The organism is Eubacterium album (assembly GCF_025336545.1).
GTDB classification, from domain to species: domain Bacteria; phylum Bacillota; class Clostridia; order Lachnospirales; family Lachnospiraceae; genus Eubacterium_U; species Eubacterium_U album.
The window spans coordinates 63,490-86,822 of record NZ_JAODBU010000004.1 but is presented as its reverse complement, the minus strand read 5'-3'; the positions used below and the strand labels follow the sequence as shown (position 1 = coordinate 86,822).

Here is a 23,333-nt window from a genome sequence, read left to right as displayed (position 1 = left end):
ACTTCCTACAATCCATCCAGCTTCTTATATATGAATCTCAATTTTTTCCCCCTATTTATTAGAGTCAGATATATTTTACCAAAAAAAATGCTTCAAAACATTTTTTTGCGTAACTTGTATCATTTTTTGCGTAACTTGTCATTTTTTGCCTGGGGAAAGGCAATTTTTTGTAGTTTTATATATTATGTGATGTCGAATTTTGTCGAATATAAAATAGTTTTGGCTATACATTTAGCAATAATGCTGTAGCTTCAACCTCTTTTTCTTTAAACTCAAGTTCAAATTCTCCCTGATATTTTTCTACTATACGCTTTATACTTTTCAAACCAATTCCGTGGTATTCTTTATCTTTCTTAGTTGTTTGTAATTCATTATTTTTATTTCCATCATAAGAATTTTTTACTTTTATTATTATAAATTTCTTCTGTGGTTTTATTACAATACTTACGTTTCCATTTTCGACTTTTTCAGCAGCTTCAATTGCATTATCTAGGAGATTTCCAATTATATTTGTAAAATCAATTTCATCAACAATACATTTATCAGGAATGTTTCCATCTGCATAAAAATTAATTCCCTTATGCTCTGCCGAGTTTTTCTTTGTTGCTAAAACAGCATCAATAACTTTATTTCCTGTCATTGCGTAATGTGTCTTTATTCCTAGTTGTTGTATTTCATTATTTAAATATTTTTTTATCTCCGCTGTACTTTCCTCTTCAACAAGCTGTGCCAATGTAATAATATTATTTTTATAATTATGAATACTTTCTCTCCACAAATCAAATGCTCTCTCTGTGTCTTCAAGTGATTTGCTAAGCATTCTATTTTGCATTTCAACTAATTCTATGTTTTTCTGTTTTTCATAACTGTCGGCCAGTTTAAGTATGAAATACAAAAGAAGCACTCCCAATATCATATCTGCCACAAAAAATATAGTGCTTATTAATGCAACATTTGAATCCTGCTGTTTTAATCCTAAATATATAATTGAAAAATTTGATGCGAAAATAAAGAATGCAACACATCCTATAATTGCTGCATATTTTCCTGAAATAATCCTTCTTTTGCTAACAATTTTATCAATAATCATTATTACCAGAACTAAAAGTACTTTGCTAATTACCATACATACATATCTTGTAGGACTTTTATCTTCAATAGAAGATTGATTTGTCAGGAATAAGGTTACATATACAACTACAAACTCTACTGCTGTTATGATTACACCATATAAAAATACCAATAATATGGCGAACTTCTGTTTTTGTCTGTATATAACCCATTGAATGATAATATACATAATCATAAAAGAAAATGATAAAATAAATGAAACCGTCTTTATGGTATTTAAACCTGTTATTATCGCTGCCCCTATCAAAGAATACAAAAATATTTTCTTTCTGTATTCATCATTTTTTTCGCCTATAAATATTCCACAAAATATACAACACATTAATGTGTCAATAAAACTCCCCAAATACTCTACTACCCAATAAAAAGCTATCATACTTTCTCTCTCCAATACTTTAATAATGTCTTTTTAACATCACTCATCCTCGTTCTGCTAACCGGCAGTTTTTCGTTATTATCCAGTGTGATTTCAACTTTAGAAAACTCACTTACATATTTAATATTTACTGCACATCCACTATAGATTTGAATGAAGTTATTATCATCCAGTTCCTCTAAAAAATTTTTTAAACTTTTTCCAATATACATTACTCTTCCATCATACATGCATATTTTTAATTTTCTTTTATCCACTTCTATATGCATTATTTCAGAATTTTTTATTTTTTTATTTCCTTCATCTGTTTTAATTATTGTATATTTATCATCTTTATCCTTTAAAAGTTCAAAAACATCTTCTAATACCTGAGGCAGTTCCTCATCTAACCGTGTCTTTCTCATATATCTAAATGGTTGATATTGTATGGCATCAAACACCATCTCATCATGTGCCGATACAAATATTAGAGTAATGTTTAATTTTCTTTTTCTAATTTCATTCGCAATCTGTAACCCTGATATATGAGGCATATCGATGTCTAACATTAGAACATCTATGCTTTCTTTTTCTTCACAGATTTCATTTAGCAAAATATTACCATCCGTATAAATAAATATCTCAGTATTGTATTTCATATTCTTTGATATTTTTATGATTTTTGTCTTCATATTATCAATAAATATTTTATTGTCATCGCATATTGCAATATTAATATTCATTATATTTACCTTCTCCGTTAATCTTTATCTTTATTTGTATTTTTCATTATATCATAATTCGTAGCTTTGCTGCTTTGGTGTCTATCATTATCGCAATTTGCCGTTCGCTGTAAAGCTACAAGTAGCTTTTCGCTCTCCCCGCTCATTATATCACATATTCTAATCGATTTTGTTTCAATTTTCTTTCTAAAGGTGTTGAAATTCTTTATCAAATGGTTTATTCTAAATTTAGATTCCATACGACTGGCGGATAAGTGAGAGCACTCACAGGGAGTATGGAGATGTATCGAAGCCGACCGCCTGGGCAACCATTTAGGTTTCCCAGGTGGTTTTTTTATACCCATTTGGCAGGATTTGCGTAGGCTATGTCTTATAAGGCACCTTGCTTACCTTTCTATATTTGGAAACCAAAGAAAAAATTTTTTATAAAGGAGAAACACTATGCAGATGTTATCACTTGAAAATGAATTAAAAGAAAATGCGTACCCTGGAAGAGGAATCGTAATCGGTAAAACTCCTAATGGCAAATACGCAGTAACAGCTTATTTCATCATGGGAAGAAGCGAAAACAGCAGAAACAGAGTTTTTGTCGAAGATGGCGAAGGAATCCGTACTCAGGCATTTGACCCTTCTAAATTAGTAGATCCAAGTCTTATTATCTATGCTCCTGTTCGTGTTCTTGGTAACAGAACTATCGTTACAAACGGTGACCAGACAGATACTGTTTACGAATTAATGGATAAAGGTCAGACTTTTGAGCAGTCATTAAGAACAAGAGAATTTGAACCGGACGGTCCTAACTATACACCTAGAATTTCAGGAGTTATGCAGGTTGAAAATGGTTCTTATAATTATGCAATGTCTATTTTAAAGAGCAACAACGGTAACCCTGATGCATGCAACAGATACACATTTACATATGAAAATCCTGTAAATGGAGAAGGTCACTTTATTCATACATATATGCATGATGGAAATCCGCTTCCAAGTTTTGAAGGTGAACCAAAGCTTGTTTCAATTAAAGATGATATGAACGAATTCACAGATATGCTTTGGAACAGTTTAAATAAAGATAACAAAGTTTCTTTATTTGTAAGATATATCGATATTGAAACAGGGAAATACGAAACTAAGATTATTAACAAGAATAAATAATTTAAAGATTGGAGATTTATAATGAAAGAATTAGAATTAAAATATGGTTGTAATCCAAATCAGAAACCATCAAGAATATTTATGAATGAAGGTGAACTTCCTATCGAAGTTCTTAACGGAAAACCGGGATACATCAATTTCCTTGATGCGTTCAATGGTTGGCAGTTAGTTAGAGAATTAAAGAAAGCTACAGGACTCCCTGCTGCTACATCTTTTAAGCATGTATCACCTGCCGGAGCTGCTGTTGGTCTTCCTTTAAGTGAAATCGAATCAAAGATTTATTGGGTTGATGATTTAGGAGAATTATCACCACTTGCCAGCGCTTATGCAAGAGCCAGAGGTGCTGACAGAATGTCTTCATATGGTGACTTCATTGCTCTTTCTGATGTTTGTGATGTTTCTACAGCAGCAATCATTAAGAGAGAATTCTCAGATGGAATTATCGCTCCGGGTTATGAACCTGAAGCTTTAGAAATGTTAAAAGGAAAGAAAAAAGGAAGTTACGCGATTATTCAGATTGACCCTGATTATGAACCTGCTCCAATCGAACATAAAGAAGTATTTGGTGTTACATTTGAACAGGGACGTAACGACTTAAATATTGATGAACATTTCTTTGACAATATTGTTACTGAAAACAAAGACCTTCCTGAAAAAGCTAAAATTGACATGGCAATTGCTATGATTACATTAAAATATACTCAGTCTAACTCAGTATGTTTCGTTAAAAACGGTCAGGCAATAGGTGTAGGTGCAGGACAGCAGTCAAGAATTCACTGTGTAAGATTAGCCGGACAGAAGGCTGATAACTGGTTACTTCGTCAGGCACCACAGGTACTTAACCTTCCATTTATTGAAGGTATGAAACGTGCTAACAGAGATAATGCAATCGACCTTTACATTGGTGAAGATTATATGGATGTTCTTGCAGATGGTAAATGGGAAAGTATCTTCACAGAAAAACCACCTGTATTTACAAAAGAAGAAAAACAGGCATGGTTAGCTCAGGCTTCAGATATTACACTTGGTTCTGATGCATTCTTCCCATTCGATGACAATATCGAAAGAGCTGCTAAGAGCGGTGTTAAATATGTTGCACAGCCTGGTGGTTCAATTCGTGATCAAGATGTTATCGATGCTTGTAACAGACATAATATGGTAATGAGCTTTACAGGAATCCGTTTATTCCATCACTAAAATATTATTTCTGTAATGAAATTTAATGACAGATTACTATTATTTAATTATAAAATTTTGTAATTTGAATAAATCATTTCAACTAAATAAATATATAAAAGCAAAGAAATCCGGCAGCACTTAACCGTCTGCCGGATTTCTTTGTTCAATAAAAAATATAAAGATAAGATGACCTGTCCACTTTTTATTTTTTATCATTTGTAGATAACGCTTTAATAACTTTGTCATAATCCACTGAAACCACCTCAAGAAGTTCATTTACCTTCTCCATTTTTCTTTAGAGAATCGACTAATGGAATAATATGATTATACAATTGGTTTAAACTTAAGTTACCTGTAATCCCCTTCAATGCATTTGCTGCCTGAAAAGCCTGTTCTGCGTCTCCTTTGCTTATTGCTTCACACATTGTGTAATAGTTTACATCCTTTGGAAATGTAAACAAAAATCTTTCATACAAATCCTCCTTGTCATTAAACCTTCTTATTCCATCGTTAACATCAATTCCCGCTTGTGTTAACAATTCCTTATTCATGACTTCCTCCTTTAGAATAAGATGTTCAATATACTTTGCTTTATGACTAAAGCTAAAATGTTGTACAAAAAAGTCCTGGCACAGCACACCAAGACTAATAAAGTGCAACTGGCTGCCATTTTAAAGGCCCTATAGCTTTGCGTCACAGGTTTTCACCTGCTTTGCTAAATATATTTACTATATTTATAGTATATCGCTTTTTTTATATATACAATGCGATTTACAATTTGTTTACAGTTTTCGTCAATTTGTCTATACAAATTCACGTTTACTATAAAAATTTCTTTAAATATGAAATACCTTTTTCAATCTTTCATCTTCATATAATACCTTCTTTGCCAAATCTCTATATTCTTTTTCATGTAAATAAGTATGTCTGTGAGGCTTTATTGAAGGTGCCATATCTATTGCCTTTTCATAGTCTTTGATATCCAAGTCTAATTTCTCAACAAAATTCCAAAATCCCGTATCGGTAAATATTGTATTTACTCTCTTATATCTGTGATTCTGAACAACGCTCATTAGATAAGTTGCAATGCCAACCTGGACTCCGTGTAATTGTGGTACAGGAAGCATTTTATCAAGAGCATGTGAAATCAAATGTTCACTTCCACTTGTAGGTGCACTTCCTCCTGCAATTTCATTTGCGATTCCACTCATTGCAAGCGAGTCTAACAACTCTTTTAAGAACAAATCATCTTTAATACTTTCAAACGGTGTTCTTACAAAACTATTTACAGCCTTTTTTGCAATCATCATTGCAAAATCATTTAACTCTGTATAACCTTTTTGATCTTCATACACCCAGTCATAAAGTGCCGTAATTTTTGATACCATATCTCCAATTCCTGAATAAATAAATTTTTCAGGAGCACTTTTTATTATCTGTGTGTCGGCAACAATTCCATATGCCATTCTTGCCGGAACCGATGTACGTCTTCCATTAACAAGAAGTGATGCACTGGCACTTGAAAAGCCATCACTGGATGCTGAAGTAGGCACGCTTATAAATGGTAATTTTCTAAGATATGCGGCATATTTTGCACCGTCAATAACTTTACCACCACCAATACCTACTACAACCTGTGCTTTAGAATCAATGTCAAATGCAATCCCTATCAATTCTTCTATTTTAATTGAATCCATTTCTCTGTAGCCAAGCACATTGACTCCTGCATCTTTAAGTGACTTCATTACTGTCTCACCAAACATGTCTATTAAATCATTTCCAAAATATATTACGGCATTAGACATCCCACTTGACTTAATATAAGTTCCAAGATTTTCTAATGTTCCTTTTCCGACTTTCAAAATTGTAGGTATTGCTATATGACTTCCACCCATTATTGTGACTCCTTTGATTAACTTAATATTATTTATGCCGGGAACATTAATCTAAAACCTATCCAATATGTAATGATTTCAAATATTTCCCGGCATAATAAATTTTATATTTTCTATAAATTATTCTTTGACCAATCCATCAGGCTCTTTGAAAAATTAATTGTTGCTGTTGATGTCCAATGGCATCCGTCACCGCCATCACATGATGATTTCAAATATCCTTTTCCATCATCAAACAAACCTGTGTAATCATAATAATATACATTATCTGTTGCTGCTGCCAAATCTGAGTACGCTTTATTAAATTTCAAACGCTGTGATTTCTTTGGCACATTTGCAGTACTTCTTTTGCCCGTTGGTGCTATTGGAAGAATGACTATCTGTACATTTTTATTTTTCTTTTTAAGTTTATTTATCATTGTTTTAAAATTGTTGATTGTAGGAGTTGTATTGTCAGTACCTGATTCATTCATTCCTATTAAAAAATATACTCTGTCAGGATTATATGATGCAACTTTTTCTATACCTGTAGCACTTTTTCCATTAACTTTAAATTTCTTTGAATTTATAAATCCTGAACTACTTACACCTACACTACTTATAAAATGTGTTCCCTTTGGATACTGATTCTTTGCCCAAAGTTCAATTCCTTCAACATAGCATTCTCCTGCAACTACAATACTTAAATCTTTAGTTGCAGCCTTTACATATTTAGCCTTTGAAAGACTGCTTTCTCCCATGCTTCCGGCAACTGTTCTTATAGCCTGCACTTTATAGTAGTATTTTTGACCGCCTACTGTATTTGTATCCACGTAATTTCTGGTAGTTGTTGATGTAAGAAGACTATAAGTTCCACCCTTTGTTGTAGCTCTGTATACTTTGTAACTATTCGCTTTTTTTACACGATTCCATTTAATCTTAACTTGTTTTTCAGTTTTATTCTTTACTTTAACTGTCGGAGCATTTAAAATTATGCTCTGATTTTTTTCGTGATTTTTTACAGTTTCTGCCTTAACATTTTTTACATATGAATACTTCTGAATCCCATTGTCAAATGAACTCATTTCACACATTCCTGCCAAAATAAGTGCTATTGTGCATGCCCATGTAAAAGTAATAAATTTTTTCATAATTATAATCCACCTTTCTGATAAAATAGCAATGTCTAAAAATCCATACTAAGTCTTGTTTCAACATTAGGTCTTACATATGTGTTTGCAACATGCTGATGTTTTGGATGTGTCTGATATGCCTTCAATGCATCCTCATTTTCAAATTCACTATCCATCATTATATCAGCAGATGAAGATGGCAAATATTCTATTCGGATGTTCATTTTTAACAATCCGTCAATCTGTCCTTCTAATGCTTCTAAATTTTCCTTTATATCTTTCTTCGCCTGTACCTTTTCTTCTTCTGTTAATGTTTCCTTTAACTTCCATAAAATAATATGCTTTACCATTTCATGCCTCCTAAAATTTATTCTTTCCACACCATTGTAACCGACCTAAATAGTTTTTTCAATTGTTGTAGACATTCATATTTTCATTATGGTACTATAACTTTTGAAAACGATAAATTTATTATTAAGAATTAATTAAAATTTAAGGTCAATATCATTACATTTTTAATCTGACAAAATTTAGCAAAATTGCATTTGTCGTCGCTGGTTCAAATCGACATATATGTAGTTTGAATGAAACCATCGTTTGAAATTCAAACTACATGTTGAAGATTTAGAACTGTTGCGAGTGACAAGTTGCACAAGCGTAATTCTGTTAATTTTGTCAGATTGAAATATAAATGAAATTATACTTATTTACGGAAAGGATATTTTAATATGGCAGCAGAAACAAAATTTACCGGAACTGATACTTATGTAGCATCTGACGATTTATTAGCAGCAGTTGAGGTTGCAACAAAGCTTCAAAAGCCTTTGTTAGTTAAGGGAGAACCGGGAACAGGTAAAACTATGCTTGCTGAGGCAGTTGCTAAAGCTCTTGACAAAGAATTATTAATTTGGAACATAAAATCTACAACTAAAGCTCAGGACGGTTTATATATTTACGATACGATTCAAAGATTATACGACAGCCAGTTTGGTGTAGATGGTGTGGATGATATCAGCAGATATATCAAACTTGGAAAACTTGGAGAAGCATTCAAAAAAGATGAACAGGTTATTTTATTAATTGACGAAATAGATAAGGCTGATTTGGAGTTTCCTAACGATCTTCTTTGGGAACTTGATAAAATGGAATTTTATATTAATGAAACTAAAGAAACTGTTAAGGCAAAAATCCGTCCTATAGTTATCATTACTTCAAATGCTGAAAAGGAACTTCCTGACGCATTTTTACGTCGTTGTATTTTCCACTATATTTCATTTCCAAATGCAGATTTAATGAGACAGATTGTTAATGCTCATTTTGAAAATTTAGAAGAACATTTGCTTGAGCAGGCAATGAAAACATTTTACTGGATTAGAAGTATTAGAGATGTTAGAAAGAAACCTAGCACATCTGAATTTATAGATTGGATTAGAGCTCTTATGATTGGTGGCGTTGACCCTGATTCTATTGAAAAAACACTTCCATATCTTGGTGTTTTAATTAAGAAGGATGAAGATTTAGAAACAATAAAACAGATGAGCTTATAGGAGGGAATTTATGTTTACTGACTTTTTCTATGTATTGAAAAATCACGGATTAAACATTTCTACCACCGAATGGCTTATGCTTATGGACGCTCTTGATAAAGATTTGGCCCATTCAAATTTTACTGATTTCTATTATCTTTGCCGTACAATTTTAGTTAAAAGCGAAGGTGATTATGACAAATTTGATATTGCCTTTCAGGAATATTTTAACGATATAAAAGATAATTCTTTTGATATGAGTAAAATTGATGCATGGCTGCACAATGATGTTGAAACGGGCAAGAAAACTGACCCAAGCAAATATATAGACAAGCGTACCGAGCGTGAAGCCAAGGAAGTTCATCGTAAATTTGAGGAACGACTTGGTGAACAGAAAACTGAGCATCACGGTGGAACTTACTGGATTGGTATGGGCGGTGGCTCTGAATTTGGTAAAAGAGGTCACGTAGCCGGTGGTATTCAGTTAGGAAATGAGGCCGGAATGAAAACTGCTTTCACTGTTATGGGCGAAAGACGTTATAAAGATTTCAGACGTGATACAAAACTTACAATGCGACAGTTTCAGGTTGCTTTCCGTGAACTTCGCCAATATTCAAGAAAACTTGATTTGCCAAAAACTGAACTTGATATCGACGGAACAATTAATTCAACCTGTAATCAGGGTGGTTATTTAAAATTAGAATTTCAACAACCAAGAAAAAATACTGTAAAGCTTATGCTTTTATTTGACAGTGGTGGTTCGATGTATCCTTATAGTTCTTTGTGTAACGAGCTTTTTCAGGCTGTGCATAAAGCTAATCATTTTAAGGATGTAAAAACTTTTTACTTCCACAATTGTATTTATGCTAAATTATATAAAACACCTGAATGCGCAAGTGGTGACTGGATAGATACTACATGGGCATTTAGAAATTATGATAAGGATTATAAAGTAATTATTATTGGCGATGCAGGTATGGCACCTGAAGAATTCAAAGATAAAAACGGTAATTACAGTGGTCCAAACGGTGGACTTTCAGGTAAGGAATGGATTGAACTTTTTAAGAAAAAATATCCACACAGCATTTGGTTAAATCCTTCATATCACTATGGAGATTTGAACAATATGTACTGGATGGAATCTGAAAGAGTAATTCGCGAAAACATCGACATGTTTCCTTTAACTGTTGATGGACTTAAGCGTGGAATAAAAACACTTATGTATGATAAGAAGAAATAAAGGCTCGTGGAGCTGGTGACCGGTCTTTGATTTATATGTCGGACTTGATTTTGGCTCGTGGATGCGCCTGACGACTTGTGATTGTGTAAGTCGGACTTGATTTACGGATAATATTAAATCAATTTTCGTCCGTAATATATTTTAGTAATTTAATTATTTTGAATTCTACAATTAAATTATGTAAACCAAATTACGGATAATTTTTCAATTTGAAATATTATCCGTAATTTTATTTTTACTTTAAATTTATACTGAACCTATGGGCGTGGGCACATACACTTCATCTGTTAATTCTGCATTTTTATCTGCTGTTCCTGTATCAAAGAATATCTCACAAGGCTTTCTCCTTTAAGATTTTCCTTATGCATATCAACTGCAGTAATCTGATTATTTTCATAAGTAGTGTAATAGTAAATTCCCTTTGTCGCATTGCAGCATGAAGTATAAATAGTTATTTCGTATTTACCCTCATCTACTTCACAACATCCTCTTTGTTGTTCAACTGAACCTAAAATATGAAAGAACTGACTAACACTCTCATTTTCCGTTTCCCCTGATTTGGAATTCATTTTTGTAAACGCTACTCTTACAAATCTTGACCCTGAAGACAAATCTCCCGGCATTCCAATTGCACCCATTCCTCTGCTATATGAATTAAGTTGCAAATTATCTGAGAAACTGTTAGTCGGTTGTTTTGATGATAAATGCATGTAATTGTTAAGTTGAAACATCTGCTGTTCAAATGGTGGATTATTAGTCAATACCCCTACCGGATTGTCATATACATGTAATCCCGATTCAGTTGATTCAACTGTTATTGCTTCATTTGCATCTGCTATAATCCAGTGAAGACTTGCCGCCGGCAATTGCTCGCTAAACTGAGTTCCTACTAAATTCATTTCACTTAATACTTTTCGTGCCTCTTTTACTGATTCACATTGTCTAAGTATCCATGGTATAAATTCGTATTGTGCTACATTTTTAGTGTCAGATTTTACTTCACTGTACACAGCATTTCCTACGAAATTGAGTCCTGCCATTCCTAATCCTTTTTCATTTATCGCATCATAATATAAAGGATAATCATTTACAACAAATGCCATTCCAATAATTGCATAATTATTTTTTGCCTCAATTCCATGTCTGAATTTCAATTTATAGTTTCTTGGTGTAATCGTAACTTCCTCATTATAAGAAAATTCGTAATCAAGTGTTCTGCCAAAATAAAAATCTTTTGTCTTATATGTTGCTGCTGTACACATATAATTTCCTCCATTTTCTACTTATAATATTTAATTTGTAAAATAGGTAAGTTTAATTTTAGGATGTTCCACTGCTTGGAGCCAGTAATGGTTCAAAAATTATTACACTTCAATATAATATGGACATATGTCTTCATATTTCCCATTTTTCAATCTGAATCCATTAGGTATTATACCCAATTGTTTAAATCCAACACGTTCGTATAAATGTCTTGCATGTACATTTGTTGCCACTACAGCATTAAACTGAAGCACTTTATAGCCATTATCGTAAGCTTTTAAAATGCAGTCTTTTACTAGTTTTTCTCCAATATGCAATCCTCTGCTTTTTGATGATACTGTGTAACTTGCGTTACAGATATGTCCGCATCTTCCTACATTATTTGGATGCAGAATGTATAAGCCTAAAATTTTTTTCATCATTCAATTCTTCCATTCATAAAAAACCCCTACATATCTGCCAATATGTAGGGTGATTCTGCCATCATTAATTATTATTTTTATGCTCATCCCAATTTGTAAAACCTATATCGATTTTATCATACTTTATTGCTCAGTTCCAGTATTTTTCTCCCTATTGCAACACCTGAACCGAAAACGCTGTTGTCTGTGGTGGAATGCTTGCCGTCTGGAAATTTGCATGATTTACTCTAACTAATTGTCCCGGTCTTAAGTTTCGTAATCTGATTCTGTTTCCTTCTCTGTCTGTTATAACTGTATTATTATTTACGATAAATCTCGTTTGTGAATTAATATCATTTCTATTTCCCGTATAAAAAGAGCTGTTCTCCAAATCTATAGATGCAATTCTGTCTATTGTTACTGAGCTAACCAATTGCTGACTTCTTCCCTGTACAATAATTAAAAATGCATTTGCCTGTGGTGGAATACTTCTTGTCATAGCACCTGAAAAAATTGCATTAATCCACATACCTTCCTGTATGCAACAAGTACATAAATTTTGTCCTCTAAAGTTAATAATTTTTGTATTTCTATTTATATTTAATCTGACCTGCTGCCTATTGTTTCTTCCCATTGATGTATCATTATATGAAACTACAATGTAGCCTCCCGCAGTATTAAAACATACCGATTCTTCAACAAACCCATTATCTATTCTCATTATATTTCCTAATTGAAACATAAGTCCATTTACATTACTATCCACCATAAACCTCATATTATATTTCTGATAATATTTATTATATGTTTAATTAAGATAAAAGTGTTGAAATGAGATTTACTGCACATAACAAAAAATGTAGATATTGGTTACCATTCATACTAAGACCTGAATTACACCATATTGGGCAATGAATACAAAAAAGAGACGCTGAACTAATCTTTTTAGCTCAACGTCCCTTTTTTATTAAGTAAAATTATTTAATTGTAACTTTCTTCTTTGCTGAGTATGGACTGTAAATCTTCTTGCCATTGTTTTCAAAGTAACTTCTTACTCTTACATAATATGTTTTCTTTGCTTTTAATTTCTTAATTTTGATTGATGTCTTCTTTGTTGTCTTAACCTTTGCAGCTTTCATGTTCTTCTTTAATGAATACTGAACTTCATATTTTTTTGCTCCGCTTGATTTCTTAAACTTTACAACCATAGCTTTCTTCTTAGGTGTTACTTTTGTAACTTTAACCTGTGAAGGTGACATAATATCAGCTACAACAGAGAAATCTTTTACTTCGATTGTACCACTCATGTTGTTTTCATCTTCATATTCTCTTAATAATGCACCGAATGCAAATTTAACACCTACTGTAGGATTTTTAACTCCACTCTGGTATTCTGACTTAAGTGATGGAATCATAAATGATGCTGTTACTGTAACCCATCCGTCATCTGCTGTATTCTTGCTATCAAGTGCGATAAATGATGAGAAATCTTTGTTGATGTTAGCATCGCCTGTTGTAAGAACACTTGCGCCACCAATTGTTGCTGTTAAATTTGTTAAATCTAATGCAGCACCATCTTTATCATTATTATCAAATACTTTGAAGTGAACATGTTTAACATAGTTATATTTTCCTGTTCCTTCATTATAAGCTGTACCATCAGCTCTTTCTACTGTCTTTGTAAGTTCATTTGATAATGTACTCTTAATCTTGAATGAAAGATTGTAATATCTTCCTCTTTCAACGTTCATAATCTGAGTTGCTGTAACTCCCCATGGATTAGACTGTGTAACTTTTCCTGTGAATGGATTCCAGTTAGCACTCCATCCTGTACTTACAACATTCATTGTAAATGATGAAGCTGTCTTAGCTGTTAAAGATGCATTTTCACCATAACTCTTGTAAGCATTAGCTGTGTTCATGTAACTCTGACCATCTTTAATTAACTTGTCTTCCCATTCACCATTGTCTTCTCTTGTATGAAGAGAATATGATGTCCATTCATTCTGTGATACGTTAGTTCCCTGTGCAACTGCTGCTGATGTAACTCCTGCTGCACCAATAATCATTGTTGCTGACATAGCTACTGCAGTAATCTGTTTAAATAACTTTCTCATTTTTCTTCTCCTTTTCAATTTGTTACTCTAATCATATATCGAAAACGTTTTTATTTCAATAAAAGAATGCAATTTTGTTGTTAAAATTTTCTTAATTTTATCTGAAAAATGTTATTTGATTGTTAAATTTGAATAAATAACCTATTTACACAATTCTTCTTAATTCGACCTTTCGATTTAACACTCCTTTTTTCCAAATCATCAAATATACTTTAAATTCTATTGAGTCTTTTACCTCAACAAAAGGTTCTTCAGTAATGACTGATGCCTCAATTCCATCTTTACTTAACTCTTCCTTTAACTGTTCTGCTTTCTTTATATATTTTTCTAATTTTTCATTTTCTTTTCCAAAATTTCTCACAGGATAATTTTCCGACGCTTTCACAAATATATTTACCAAATAATCAACCAATTCTTTGTGAGAATTTCTATGTAACATAGAAGCTATAATTTTTGCGACACATTTTTCAGGATGATTTTTATAAAATTTCAGCATCCTTTGCATTTTTCTGTCTCTAGTCAATTCTGCCATATCATACATTACCTGAATTGCTTCATTTGACGGAGTCCATGGATCGTCTTTTGGAACAATATATTTTTGTGGCACTGACGGATAGCAGCAATAATTTAAAGGTGGAAAATCCGACAAATGTGCTAATTTTAATTCTTGATTATTACAATACTCTTCTCCTAAATATTCCCTTTTGTCCCGCACTATTGCAATCTTATATTCAATATTTCTTAAATATTCGTATCCTTTCACCCAAAAATGTCCGATTTTTCCGTAGTTGTATAAATGATTTTCCATGTACATTTTTTGAAAAAATATTGAAAATACTGATTCATTCTGATGTACTACCATAACATATTCTTTTTCATTTCCGGTTAGTGAAGCTGTAACACTACCTTCAAATTTACTATCATATGTGCCTGTTAGTCTTGCATTGTCAAATACAATGAAGCTTTCCACTGCATCATTCATTATGTATATCAGTCTGATTTTTCCATTCTCAGGTTTATCTGATACAAGTTCAAACTGCCCCGATTCTAGCAGTCTTTCTAAATTATATAAAGTCTCAAGTTCTTCCTGTTCATATTCTGTATTTTCATTTGTAACATCTATGCTTTGATTTTCCATTGTTTTTCTCCAAATTTATTATTAATCTCTTTTTATGATTATCATTCTTACGAATTTTTATAAAATAAAACAAGTTTAATTTAATAATAACTTTTTATATACGATACCTATTCGTAGCACGAACCAATCCATAGGCATCAAAGTTGGTAGCTTTTGCCCCAACATCTTATATATTTATTATACAGTATTGTCTGTACAATTTTTATATCTTTTACGTAATATTTTAATATAAAATTAATGATTTATTATTTATCATAAATGCATAAAGCAACTTAAATATATGTTTTATATTTTCACACCATGTTATAAAATATATATACAATTTATTTTTTCTAATTATACAAATGAAAGGACTTAAGTGATTTTTATGAGAAGAAAAGACCGTGAAATAACAGATTTTAATGAAATAATCGAAATAATCCGCAAGTGTGACTGTTGCAGACTTGCCTTTAATGATAAGGATTTTCCTTATATTGTACCTCTTAATTTTGGATTACATGTTGATGGCGATAAAGTCGAACTATATTTCCATTGTGCTAAGGAAGGAACTAAATTAGATTTAATCAGACAAGATAACAGAGCCACATTTGAAATGGATTGTGGTCACAGATTTATAATGTATGAAGAAAGAATGTCATGTACCATGGGGTATGAAAGCGTCATTGGACACGGAACCATTGAATTTGTACCGGATGAAGATAAATTTGATGCATTAAAAATTCTTATGGCTCAGTATCACGAAGAAGATTTCAAATTTAATACAGATATGATGAAAGTTACTACTGTCTTTAAACTTGTTGTTTCTGATATGACAGGTAAAAGAAGAAATAATGTTCATTAATTAATGTAAAATATTATAATTGGGTAATATTGTAGGAATGCGTAGCATGGGACAATCATACACATTCTTGGCTGATTAAATATTTCTCTCTGATTGTGGAAATACGTAGCATGGGACAATCCAAAGGTATCAAAGTTGATGGCTTTTTCCCCGACATCATATCAAATAAAAGATTAACTAAAAAAAGAAATCCATATATTAACAGGTACCGCTCTAAAATTGCACTCTTTGTCAGTAATTAGAATCTGATACCATGCTACATTGGATTTCTTTTTTATGTTTTAAATATTTTTATTTCTTTTCTTTTTTCTATATTCTCTTGGACTTTCTCCCATCATTTTTTTAAAAATTTCTGCAAAATAGCTTGAACCGTTAAATCCACATTCATAAGCAATTTCCGTCATTTTCATATCTGTTCCTAAAATCAAATCGATACTTTTATTTATTCTGTATTCCGTGAGATAATCATTAGGACTTTTGTTCATTATTCCTTTAAATATCTTGCAACACTGGCTTCTACTTACATTTCCCGCTGCTGCAATTTCTTCCAGACTAATTGTATTTTTATAATTCGACTGAATAAAGCCAATCATTCTATGTAAGGTATCTGTCCACGGTGACACTCCAATTCTCTCTACACCTTTACAATTTAATCTCTTTATTATTGCTGACATTAATTTGTAAGCTCCTGCAACCATATCAAATTCATAAGCATCCACCTTTTTTTCCAATCGTGACATCATTGTATTAAATGTATTTGTCAATTCATCATGACCTCTGTCTCCTTTTCTAAATACAAAACTCGAAAACTTAGAGTCGTAAAAAAATGGATTTACGTATTTTTCTGCCAATTGTTTCGGATAAACTAAAACATTTGTAGGGACCAATATTCCATCAAATATACATTCCTCATAATTAATATGCCTGTGTCCATGAATCTGTTGACTGTTAACAAATATAATATCTTCTTCGTTCAATTCTATTACATTATCATTTACTAAATAATTCATTCTACCTGAGACAATTCTAATAAATTCAATATCATCATGCCAATGCATTATCCCACACATGTTAGGATAGTTTGACTGTTGCTCTCTCACTGCATATATTGGTATGCTTTCTATGGTATATGGTATAATTTCCGAATTATCCGTTCTAAGTCTGATGTTTTTAATTTTTTCCATTATTTACTCATCTCCTGTAATAATTAATCATAATCCAATATCTTTTATCGCTTTATGTTTAATAAGCTTTTATTATATTCTTTAATGTCAAATAATCTATGTATTGTATAAATGTACTATTGTTATAATCTTTTTATACTATTGTTATATTTATATTGTTCGATTGTTACATTAATTTTTATATAATTATAACATATTTTTATTTTTTTGCACTATTGTTATAATATATAAATTTGATATTTGTATTATTTTTGCATATTTTTATGTATTATACTTATAGAAACTAAATCTTTCATAAATTATTAAATAAAAAGGAGGCACCTAGATATGAACAAAGATATTGAATATGTATGGGATGAAGAACTTATGGACCTTGTGCCTGTTAAGAAATAACTTAACTTCCGACACAACTATATAAAAAATTTTAAACATCGTTAGAAATTTCATTAACTCACCTAAAGAAGCATCTCCAAATTATGGAAATGCTTCTTTTAACTGTTACATACACTGTTCCTCTTTTATTAATTGTTATTGCATAGGTTTTCAGTTTTTTCATTTTCTTTTTGAACAAAAAATATCCAAAAATAATATATGAATATTCCTATATTTATTACCGCCAAAACCGTAAGCATATGTTCCTGCTTGAATAAATATGATGAATAAGTAAAAAATGTAATTAATTGTAATATAATACATGGAATAATCGTACGCTTATAAAGCAATGCAAGCATAATTGCAAATATCTCATATAAATATCCATATCTCTCATGCATGTGCGGCATAGTAAGTACTGCTATGTATACAAAAATAAATGCCAACTGTAAAATTTGTTCTTTATTAATGTTTGACATTTTTTTCATTAAATAATAAAAAATCATTCCTATTATGCATATTGATATCATTGTAGCAGCAGTTGAATATTTTATATTTAAATCTGCCATCTCTGTAGAGAATATGGCCCATAATCCCGGATAATTAGATGTGAGACTTGAATTATAAGCCTGTGTCTGATTTTTAAAAATTAAAAACACATCCCAAATTTTTCTACCATAAATAATTCCAACACCACTTAAAACAATCATCATAAATGGTACATAAAAAATTTTTATAATAGAAAATTGTTTCTTTATCAGATAAATTATAAAAATAAATGGGAGCAAAAATATAGCCTGCAATTTTAATGAAAGAGCAACCCCATATGCGATAAACATAAAAGAATACTTTTCTTTTATACAAAAATATATTGTCCACGCACAAAAGGTTGCATATATCGAATCGCATTGTGCCCATGCCGATGAATTAAATATAACTATAGGTGAACATACAACAAGTACAAAAGTCCAAATCATATACAAACGATTTTCAGTTAATTCTCTAATGACCATAACACATGCTAATGCCAATAAATAATCAAAAATGCACGATATCACCTTATATGTCACTAATGGTTTAAGCGGTAAATATGTAAATAAGGCAATTAGTGTCTGGTACAAAATACAATAATCACCTGTCTGTTTAGAAAGTGCATCTAAGCCTCCGCTATTTTTAATTTCTTCATACCATGGTAGTAAGAAATAATTGGCATCACCTGATACGATTGGAAGCAATCTGTTTCTTATATAAATAGATAATATTGTTATTGCTAACACAAATAAATAATCCGAATATTTAATTAAAATATCTACAATTTTTCGTTCGTTTTTTAACATAATTTTTTCCTCTTTTTTATTCAAAATAGCCGGATAACACATTTCATTGTTTACATATTTTAGCCCAATATCTGTTATTCCTTCTTCATTTTCTATAATTATCGGATGATAATTTTTAGAATAAAAAGCATAATTTAGCAATGAAAAATGTGCATCTAACATTGCCGGAATCATAAGAATACATTTTTCATCAATTTTGTTTCGTCTATCCTATAAATAAAATCATCCCCTAAAATAATATTAATTAATAATATATCATCTTTAGAGGATAATTCAATATTTAACAAAATTTTTTCTGCTTCTTTACTTACTCTGAGCTACTTTTATTCACACTTATCCTTCCAATACCCACCCGTTATTCATCACACGTAATCTTTTCTGCAAAATCTCTTATAAGCAACACTAAATAAAATACTTACAATACAGGTTTGCACCAAAATACTAATCCAATCATAAGCTTTAAACGAAGTAAATAAATGATTTTCCATAAACCATGAACCACAATCATTCCAGCTTGAAGCCAGATTAAATGATATTAACAAATCAAACCATGTGTTTGTAGAAAATTGTAATACATTTAATAATCCCAACATTGTAATGACAACAATAATTATACTTATGTAACTATTGTTAGTTACTAATTGAATGGCACTACTTAAAACACTGATAAGTATTATCAACACTGTTGCGTAGCATATTGTGAATAAAAGATATTTTGCATAACTCATTTTCGCATAAGTAATGAATGGATATTTAAGAATTCCTCTCGATTCCATAGCCATTGCCGATGATAATGAGGTATTCCAAAGTCCTTTATAAGAAATATTTGCGAAATAATATCCTAGAGTTCCTATCATCAAAATACCATTAATAACACTCCCGGCAATCATTGCACTTATCATTTTACTTTTCTGAATTGTTCGTCCCTTTTTGGTCGCATATACTATTCCTGTCGTATTGTTTATCCTTTCATAATCCATTAAAAATAATGTGCATATGCTTATTACAACAGCCATTTCCAGCAATAGTTTTTTAAATATGTTGTAATAAAGCAATTTATGTAATCTATATACCTGACCCGGATAAGTTAATTGTGTACTTTCTCCATCATTTTTTATTTCTTCTACTCTTTTTTCTAATTTTTTATAACAGTTGTCTATAAACAGTTTATACTTTCCACTTGGATTGTAATCATACAAATCCATTTTAGTATTTTTTACAATCTGCATATTAAAATCATCATATATTGAAACAACAGAATTCAGATATTCTTTATCAATTTTGTCGTTTAGAATATACTGATGCGTAAGTTTTATGTCTTTCTTATAATCATGAACCTGCATTTCAATATTCAAAATATTAATGACAAGAAAAAATAACATTAATATCCACACAATAGGATTTTTTATTATTTTTCTTATTTCATATTTTATCAGCAAATTACCACTTCCTTTTTCATCTATTAACAAATTTTTATACTTTAATTTTACTTATTAACAAATAGTTATCTTTTAATCTGCTTATTAACAAATAACTACATCTTTTTTCTTTTCATATTTTGCTAACGCTACTGCAATAATCAAACCAATAATTGTAAAACTTATGCAAATCAATATAGGGCGGTAAACATCGTAAGTTATTTTCATTTTGTTTTCTATTATCAAATATCCATACATTATTTTATTAAAAATAATAGCTATGATAACCGTAAAAGGAATTGCACTTGCAAAACCAACCACATAATTTAGTGATATTTTTGATATTAAAAAATACAGCATTATAAGTGACATAATTGCAAATATGTATAGTAATAAATTTAAGCAAATATATGTACCAAAATTCAAATCATACCATGAATTAACTCTTGCAGTGCAATATATAGGACAATCCAAATATTTTCCAACTCCTCTAATTATCAAATATACATAAAATATAATTATATGTGCTATTCCAACTAAAACGGTAGTAATAACGGTAGCTGTTATTCTGGTGTTAACCAAATTTCTTCCATGTTTTGTAGTATAAAATAATGTATTCACATTTCTTATTCTTTCCCGTATCTGATAAGGTATTATCAATAAAGCAGAACATATTAACATTAGCAAACCAATCAAAGGTAAATCACTTTTTACACATTCAGCTGCATCTTCTGATAAAAGCGACGTGTAATCTCTTGTATATAGTTTTTCCATTCTTTCAAGAAATTTAGGATTCAGCTTATTTACTTCCCCTGTATGTCGTCTTACATTTTCTGTTATATTACTCTCTGCATTTTCCCTACTAAGCCCTGCAAACTGTAACCCTGTTTCCCATTCCTGCCAGTAATCCACCTCCTGAATCAGAAATGTTTCTTCAGCATAGCTTCCAAATGAAATGTCATTTAATTTTTCTTTTACCTTATCATCCAGTCCTTCTTCTGAGCGCATTGATTTGTAATCTTTATAGTTAGTTATACCTGCATTTTTCAATACTTCATCCCCTGCAATATACTTGTCAACTTTTTCAATATATTCTTGTTTTATTTCTTCTAACTTATTTCTTTTACTAACCGGTAATTTTGTTCCGTATTCTTTCATTAATATGGTGCATAGTTTATCTTCTGCCCCCATATTAGATGTAGCAAAATAATTAGTGCTTAAAAACATATTGTAAAATAATGCTGTTAGTACAAAGATTACAAGCACGATTTTTATATTAAATATCTTTTTTAACTCAAATTTAATCATATTTTTCTCCTATTAACCATTATTATGTTAATTGTAATTAACTAAAAATACATCTTCCAAATTTGGTGAAACACTTACCTTATTATCATTATCCGTTCCATCATCTGCCTCGTCAAACACTCTTATTGTCATAAATCCTTTTTCCTGTCTTGCTGACAAAACAATATACTTTTCTTCCATCTTTTCATATTCTTTGTCACTTACCTGCATCTCAAATACCTTTCCTGATAACTCGTTACAAATATTTGCTACGGAATCCATTTTGTAAATATGCTTATCTCTTATAAGAATTACCTGATTTGCAATTGATTCAATATCTGACACAATATGGGTAGATAGTATGACTATTCTATCTTTTGACAATACTGAAATTATATTTCTAAATCTTACCCTTTCTTTTGGGTCCAATCCTGCTGTTGGCTCGTCCAAAATCAATATCTTAGGGTCATTTAACATTGCCTGTGCAATGCCAACTCTCTGAATCATTCCACCTGAAAATTTTCTCATTTTCTTGTCAGCATTTTCTGACAATCCTACCATTTCTAACAAATAATCAATTTTTTCTGCTGTTTCTTTTTTAGGTACTCCCTTTAAAGCTGCCAAATATGAAAGATACTGCTTTGGAGTATTATTTTTGTAATATCCAAAATCCTGTGGCAAATAACCAAGCAATTCCCTATACGCCGCTCCCATTGTTTTTATATTTACTCCATCATATAAAATTTCACCCTCAGTAGGATTAAGCAAAGTTGTTATCATCTTTATAATGGTCGTCTTTCCTGCTCCATTTGGTGCTAACAGTGCATATAATCCATTATCCATGTTTAAACTTATATTTTCTACTGCCGTAAATTTTCCAAAATTTTTCGATACATTATTAAGCGTAAGCATTTTCTTTTTCCACCTTTCTTAAATAAGCTATAAATATTCCAAAACTAATAGCTGCAATTGCAACACAAACAACAGTAGGCACTGTATTTAGCATTGTATTTATAATTAATGAATTATATTTTGATATTCCTGTCGTTCCCACTATCCATGCTATGCATAAAAAAACTATATTGTAATAATTATTAAACCTGTCATACAGCCATAGTGATACTACAGAAAAAATAAATGACGTAGCAAAAGCAATAATGACTATTTTTAACTGATATTTAACATCAGTTATAATTAACAGCATTGCCTCATTGATGACGATTGCTAATATACTCACATACAACATTCTAAGTGTAATAATATAACTTTGTGAGTATTTCAATGTGCGTTTAAGTTCTACTATTGCAGACTGTTCTTCATTCCACATTGATAGTGCAAAAAATGACACATTAATAACAGGAAACATTATTATTATCATGTATTCAGGACTTATATAATCATTTATTGAAAATGAAACATATCCTAAAGATATTGCAAACAAATATATAGCAAGTGACATTAATACAAGTAATTTTGACTGATAGAATATAACATTTATTCCCGGTCCTAAGAATAGATTTTTTAGCCTTGTAATCAATGGCTCTTCCTCTTTTTTAGTCGCATCAAGTATAAAATTTATACTGTTTTGTTTTTCGATTTGTGTAGGGTACTCAATATCAAATTTATATTTATTTTCCAT

At 30.9% G+C, this 23,333-nt stretch carries 21 protein-coding genes, 1 pseudogene and 2 riboswitches; of the genes and pseudogenes, 5 read left to right on the top strand and 17 right to left on the bottom strand.

Annotated features, from left to right (window positions below; translation table 11 throughout):
* Window positions 1-223 precede the first annotated feature (223 nt).
* Together N5B56_RS05030 and N5B56_RS05025 are read right to left on the bottom strand one after the other, a co-directional pair.
* Window positions 224-1,507, bottom strand: coding sequence for a sensor histidine kinase (locus N5B56_RS05030; protein WP_022088549.1), 1,284 nt, complete (start codon window positions 1,505-1,507; stop codon window positions 224-226).
* Window positions 1,504-2,229 (bottom strand): LytR/AlgR family response regulator transcription factor, encoded by a 726-nt coding sequence (locus N5B56_RS05025; RefSeq protein WP_022088548.1) that lies wholly within the window; start codon window positions 2,227-2,229, stop codon window positions 1,504-1,506. Before N5B56_RS05025 ends, N5B56_RS05030 begins: the two co-directional genes overlap by 4 nt.
* Before the next feature lie 229 nt (window positions 2,230-2,458).
* Window positions 2,459-2,542: riboswitch (ZMP/ZTP riboswitch) on the top strand.
* 128 nt (window positions 2,543-2,670) lie between these two features.
* Here N5B56_RS05025 and N5B56_RS05020 point away from each other — a divergent pair.
* Both N5B56_RS05020 and N5B56_RS05015 read left to right on the top strand, forming a co-directional pair.
* On the top strand, window positions 2,671-3,384 hold the full coding sequence (locus tag N5B56_RS05020; protein ID WP_260978485.1) for an IMP cyclohydrolase: 714 nt from the start codon (window positions 2,671-2,673) through the stop codon (window positions 3,382-3,384).
* A 21-nt stretch (window positions 3,385-3,405) separates the two neighbouring features.
* Entirely contained in the window at window positions 3,406-4,581 is a 1,176-nt protein-coding gene (locus N5B56_RS05015) for a phosphoribosylaminoimidazolecarboxamide formyltransferase (protein WP_118565198.1), read from the top strand.
* Window positions 4,582-4,835: 254 nt separating this feature from the next.
* Here the strand turns inward: N5B56_RS05015 and N5B56_RS05010 are convergent, their stop codons facing one another.
* The 4 genes from N5B56_RS05010 to N5B56_RS04995 all read right to left on the bottom strand — a co-directional run bounded on the left by N5B56_RS05010 (window position 4,836) and on the right by N5B56_RS04995 (window position 7,920).
* The gene (locus tag N5B56_RS05010) at window positions 4,836-5,114 is read right to left on the bottom strand and encodes a hypothetical protein (protein ID WP_260978484.1); all 279 of its coding nucleotides are present in this window, start codon (window positions 5,112-5,114) and stop codon (window positions 4,836-4,838) included.
* A gap of 100 nt (window positions 5,115-5,214) precedes the next feature.
* A riboswitch (cyclic di-GMP riboswitch) is annotated at window positions 5,215-5,290 on the bottom strand.
* A 109-nt stretch (window positions 5,291-5,399) separates the two neighbouring features.
* Window positions 5,400-6,458, bottom strand: a complete 1,059-nt coding sequence (locus N5B56_RS05005) for an iron-containing alcohol dehydrogenase family protein (protein WP_022088544.1) — start codon at window positions 6,456-6,458, stop codon at window positions 5,400-5,402.
* 113 nt (window positions 6,459-6,571) lie between these two features.
* Entirely contained in the window at window positions 6,572-7,588 is a 1,017-nt protein-coding gene (locus N5B56_RS05000; RefSeq protein WP_260978483.1) for an SGNH/GDSL hydrolase family protein, read from the bottom strand.
* A 35-nt stretch (window positions 7,589-7,623) separates the two neighbouring features.
* Window positions 7,624-7,920: a Dabb family protein gene (locus N5B56_RS04995; protein WP_022088542.1), complete on the bottom strand. Its 297-nt coding sequence runs from the start codon at window positions 7,918-7,920 to the stop codon at window positions 7,624-7,626.
* 378 nt (window positions 7,921-8,298) lie between these two features.
* Here N5B56_RS04995 and N5B56_RS04990 point away from each other — a divergent pair, with 378 nt between their 5' ends.
* Together N5B56_RS04990 and N5B56_RS04985 are read left to right on the top strand one after the other, a co-directional pair.
* Window positions 8,299-9,117, top strand: coding sequence for an AAA family ATPase (locus tag N5B56_RS04990; RefSeq protein WP_260978482.1), 819 nt, complete (start codon window positions 8,299-8,301; stop codon window positions 9,115-9,117).
* 10 nt (window positions 9,118-9,127) lie between these two features.
* Window positions 9,128-10,336 (top strand): VWA domain-containing protein, encoded by a 1,209-nt coding sequence (locus N5B56_RS04985; RefSeq protein ID WP_260978481.1) that lies wholly within the window; start codon window positions 9,128-9,130, stop codon window positions 10,334-10,336.
* Between the two features lie 287 nt (window positions 10,337-10,623).
* Here N5B56_RS04985 and bsh read toward each other — a convergent pair whose 3' ends face one another.
* The 5 genes and pseudogenes from bsh to N5B56_RS04960 form a co-directional block, all read right to left on the bottom strand.
* Window positions 10,624-11,598 carry a choloylglycine hydrolase gene (bsh, locus tag N5B56_RS04980; protein WP_260978480.1) on the bottom strand — a complete coding sequence of 325 codons (975 nt, stop codon included), beginning with the start codon at window positions 11,596-11,598 and terminating at the stop codon, window positions 10,624-10,626.
* Window positions 11,599-11,700: 102 nt separating this feature from the next.
* Window positions 11,701-12,012 (bottom strand): annotated as a pseudogene (locus N5B56_RS04975) (N-acetyltransferase family protein); the annotation flags it as partial.
* A gap of 160 nt (window positions 12,013-12,172) precedes the next feature.
* Window positions 12,173-12,769, bottom strand: a complete 597-nt coding sequence (locus N5B56_RS04970) for a hypothetical protein (protein ID WP_313958656.1) — start codon at window positions 12,767-12,769, stop codon at window positions 12,173-12,175.
* Between the two features lie 208 nt (window positions 12,770-12,977).
* Window positions 12,978-14,117 (bottom strand): fibronectin type III domain-containing protein, encoded by a 1,140-nt coding sequence (locus tag N5B56_RS04965; protein ID WP_117909951.1) that lies wholly within the window; start codon window positions 14,115-14,117, stop codon window positions 12,978-12,980.
* A 145-nt stretch (window positions 14,118-14,262) separates the two neighbouring features.
* A complete protein-coding gene (locus N5B56_RS04960) occupies window positions 14,263-15,255 on the bottom strand; it encodes a DUF3878 family protein (RefSeq protein WP_117909950.1) in 993 nt (330 codons plus the stop codon).
* Window positions 15,256-15,622: 367 nt separating this feature from the next.
* Between N5B56_RS04960 and N5B56_RS04955 the strand changes: the two genes are divergently transcribed.
* Window positions 15,623-16,096: a pyridoxamine 5'-phosphate oxidase family protein gene (locus N5B56_RS04955; RefSeq protein WP_117909949.1), complete on the top strand. Its 474-nt coding sequence runs from the start codon at window positions 15,623-15,625 to the stop codon at window positions 16,094-16,096.
* Window positions 16,097-16,377: 281 nt separating this feature from the next.
* On the opposite strand, the gene N5B56_RS04950 is transcribed toward N5B56_RS04955, so the two are convergent.
* The 6 genes from N5B56_RS04950 to N5B56_RS04925 all read right to left on the bottom strand — a co-directional run bounded on the left by N5B56_RS04950 (window position 16,378) and on the right by N5B56_RS04925 (window position 23,333).
* Window positions 16,378-17,280 (bottom strand): AraC family transcriptional regulator, encoded by a 903-nt coding sequence (locus tag N5B56_RS04950; protein ID WP_260978479.1) that lies wholly within the window; start codon window positions 17,278-17,280, stop codon window positions 16,378-16,380.
* Between the two features lie 521 nt (window positions 17,281-17,801).
* Window positions 17,802-19,163 (bottom strand): hypothetical protein, encoded by a 1,362-nt coding sequence (locus tag N5B56_RS04945; RefSeq protein ID WP_260978478.1) that lies wholly within the window; start codon window positions 19,161-19,163, stop codon window positions 17,802-17,804.
* 188 nt (window positions 19,164-19,351) lie between these two features.
* The gene (locus N5B56_RS04940) at window positions 19,352-20,428 is read right to left on the bottom strand and encodes a hypothetical protein (RefSeq protein WP_118565192.1); all 1,077 of its coding nucleotides are present in this window, start codon (window positions 20,426-20,428) and stop codon (window positions 19,352-19,354) included.
* Between the two features lie 84 nt (window positions 20,429-20,512).
* Window positions 20,513-21,715: a hypothetical protein gene (locus tag N5B56_RS04935; protein ID WP_118565191.1), complete on the bottom strand. Its 1,203-nt coding sequence runs from the start codon at window positions 21,713-21,715 to the stop codon at window positions 20,513-20,515.
* A 27-nt stretch (window positions 21,716-21,742) separates the two neighbouring features.
* Entirely contained in the window at window positions 21,743-22,606 is an 864-nt protein-coding gene (locus N5B56_RS04930; protein ID WP_118565190.1) for an ABC transporter ATP-binding protein, read from the bottom strand.
* A complete protein-coding gene (locus tag N5B56_RS04925) occupies window positions 22,593-23,333 on the bottom strand; it encodes a hypothetical protein (protein WP_022088528.1) in 741 nt (246 codons plus the stop codon). Before N5B56_RS04925 ends, N5B56_RS04930 begins: the two co-directional genes overlap by 14 nt.

Bases quoted from the DNA above. Each gene is read 5' to 3' on its own strand.
- N5B56_RS05030 (WP_022088549.1), bottom strand. From the start codon at position 1,507: ATGATAGCTTTTTATTGGGTAGTAGAGTATTTGGGGAGTTTTATTGAC.
- N5B56_RS05025 (WP_022088548.1), bottom strand. From the start codon at position 2,229: ATGAATATTAATATTGCAATATGCGATGACAATAAAATATTTATTGAT.
- N5B56_RS05020 (WP_260978485.1), top strand. From the start codon at position 2,671: ATGCAGATGTTATCACTTGAAAATGAATTAAAAGAAAATGCGTACCCT.
- N5B56_RS05015 (WP_118565198.1), top strand. From the start codon at position 3,406: ATGAAAGAATTAGAATTAAAATATGGTTGTAATCCAAATCAGAAACCA.
- N5B56_RS05010 (WP_260978484.1), bottom strand. From the start codon at position 5,114: ATGAATAAGGAATTGTTAACACAAGCGGGAATTGATGTTAACGATGGA.
- N5B56_RS05005 (WP_022088544.1), bottom strand. From the start codon at position 6,458: ATGGGTGGAAGTCATATAGCAATACCTACAATTTTGAAAGTCGGAAAA.
- N5B56_RS05000 (WP_260978483.1), bottom strand. From the start codon at position 7,588: ATGAAAAAATTTATTACTTTTACATGGGCATGCACAATAGCACTTATT.
- N5B56_RS04995 (WP_022088542.1), bottom strand. From the start codon at position 7,920: ATGGTAAAGCATATTATTTTATGGAAGTTAAAGGAAACATTAACAGAA.
- N5B56_RS04990 (WP_260978482.1), top strand. From the start codon at position 8,299: ATGGCAGCAGAAACAAAATTTACCGGAACTGATACTTATGTAGCATCT.
- N5B56_RS04985 (WP_260978481.1), top strand. From the start codon at position 9,128: ATGTTTACTGACTTTTTCTATGTATTGAAAAATCACGGATTAAACATT.
- bsh (WP_260978480.1), bottom strand. From the start codon at position 11,598: ATGTGTACAGCAGCAACATATAAGACAAAAGATTTTTATTTTGGCAGA.
- N5B56_RS04970 (WP_313958656.1), bottom strand. From the start codon at position 12,769: ATGGTGGATAGTAATGTAAATGGACTTATGTTTCAATTAGGAAATATA.
- N5B56_RS04965 (WP_117909951.1), bottom strand. From the start codon at position 14,117: ATGAGAAAGTTATTTAAACAGATTACTGCAGTAGCTATGTCAGCAACA.
- N5B56_RS04960 (WP_117909950.1), bottom strand. From the start codon at position 15,255: ATGGAAAATCAAAGCATAGATGTTACAAATGAAAATACAGAATATGAA.
- N5B56_RS04955 (WP_117909949.1), top strand. From the start codon at position 15,623: ATGAGAAGAAAAGACCGTGAAATAACAGATTTTAATGAAATAATCGAA.
- N5B56_RS04950 (WP_260978479.1), bottom strand. From the start codon at position 17,280: ATGGAAAAAATTAAAAACATCAGACTTAGAACGGATAATTCGGAAATT.
- N5B56_RS04945 (WP_260978478.1), bottom strand. From the start codon at position 19,163: ATGATTCCGGCAATGTTAGATGCACATTTTTCATTGCTAAATTATGCT.
- N5B56_RS04935 (WP_118565191.1), bottom strand. From the start codon at position 21,715: ATGATTAAATTTGAGTTAAAAAAGATATTTAATATAAAAATCGTGCTT.
- N5B56_RS04930 (WP_118565190.1), bottom strand. From the start codon at position 22,606: ATGCTTACGCTTAATAATGTATCGAAAAATTTTGGAAAATTTACGGCA.
- N5B56_RS04925 (WP_022088528.1), bottom strand. From the start codon at position 23,333: ATGGAAAATAAATATAAATTTGATATTGAGTACCCTACACAAATCGAA.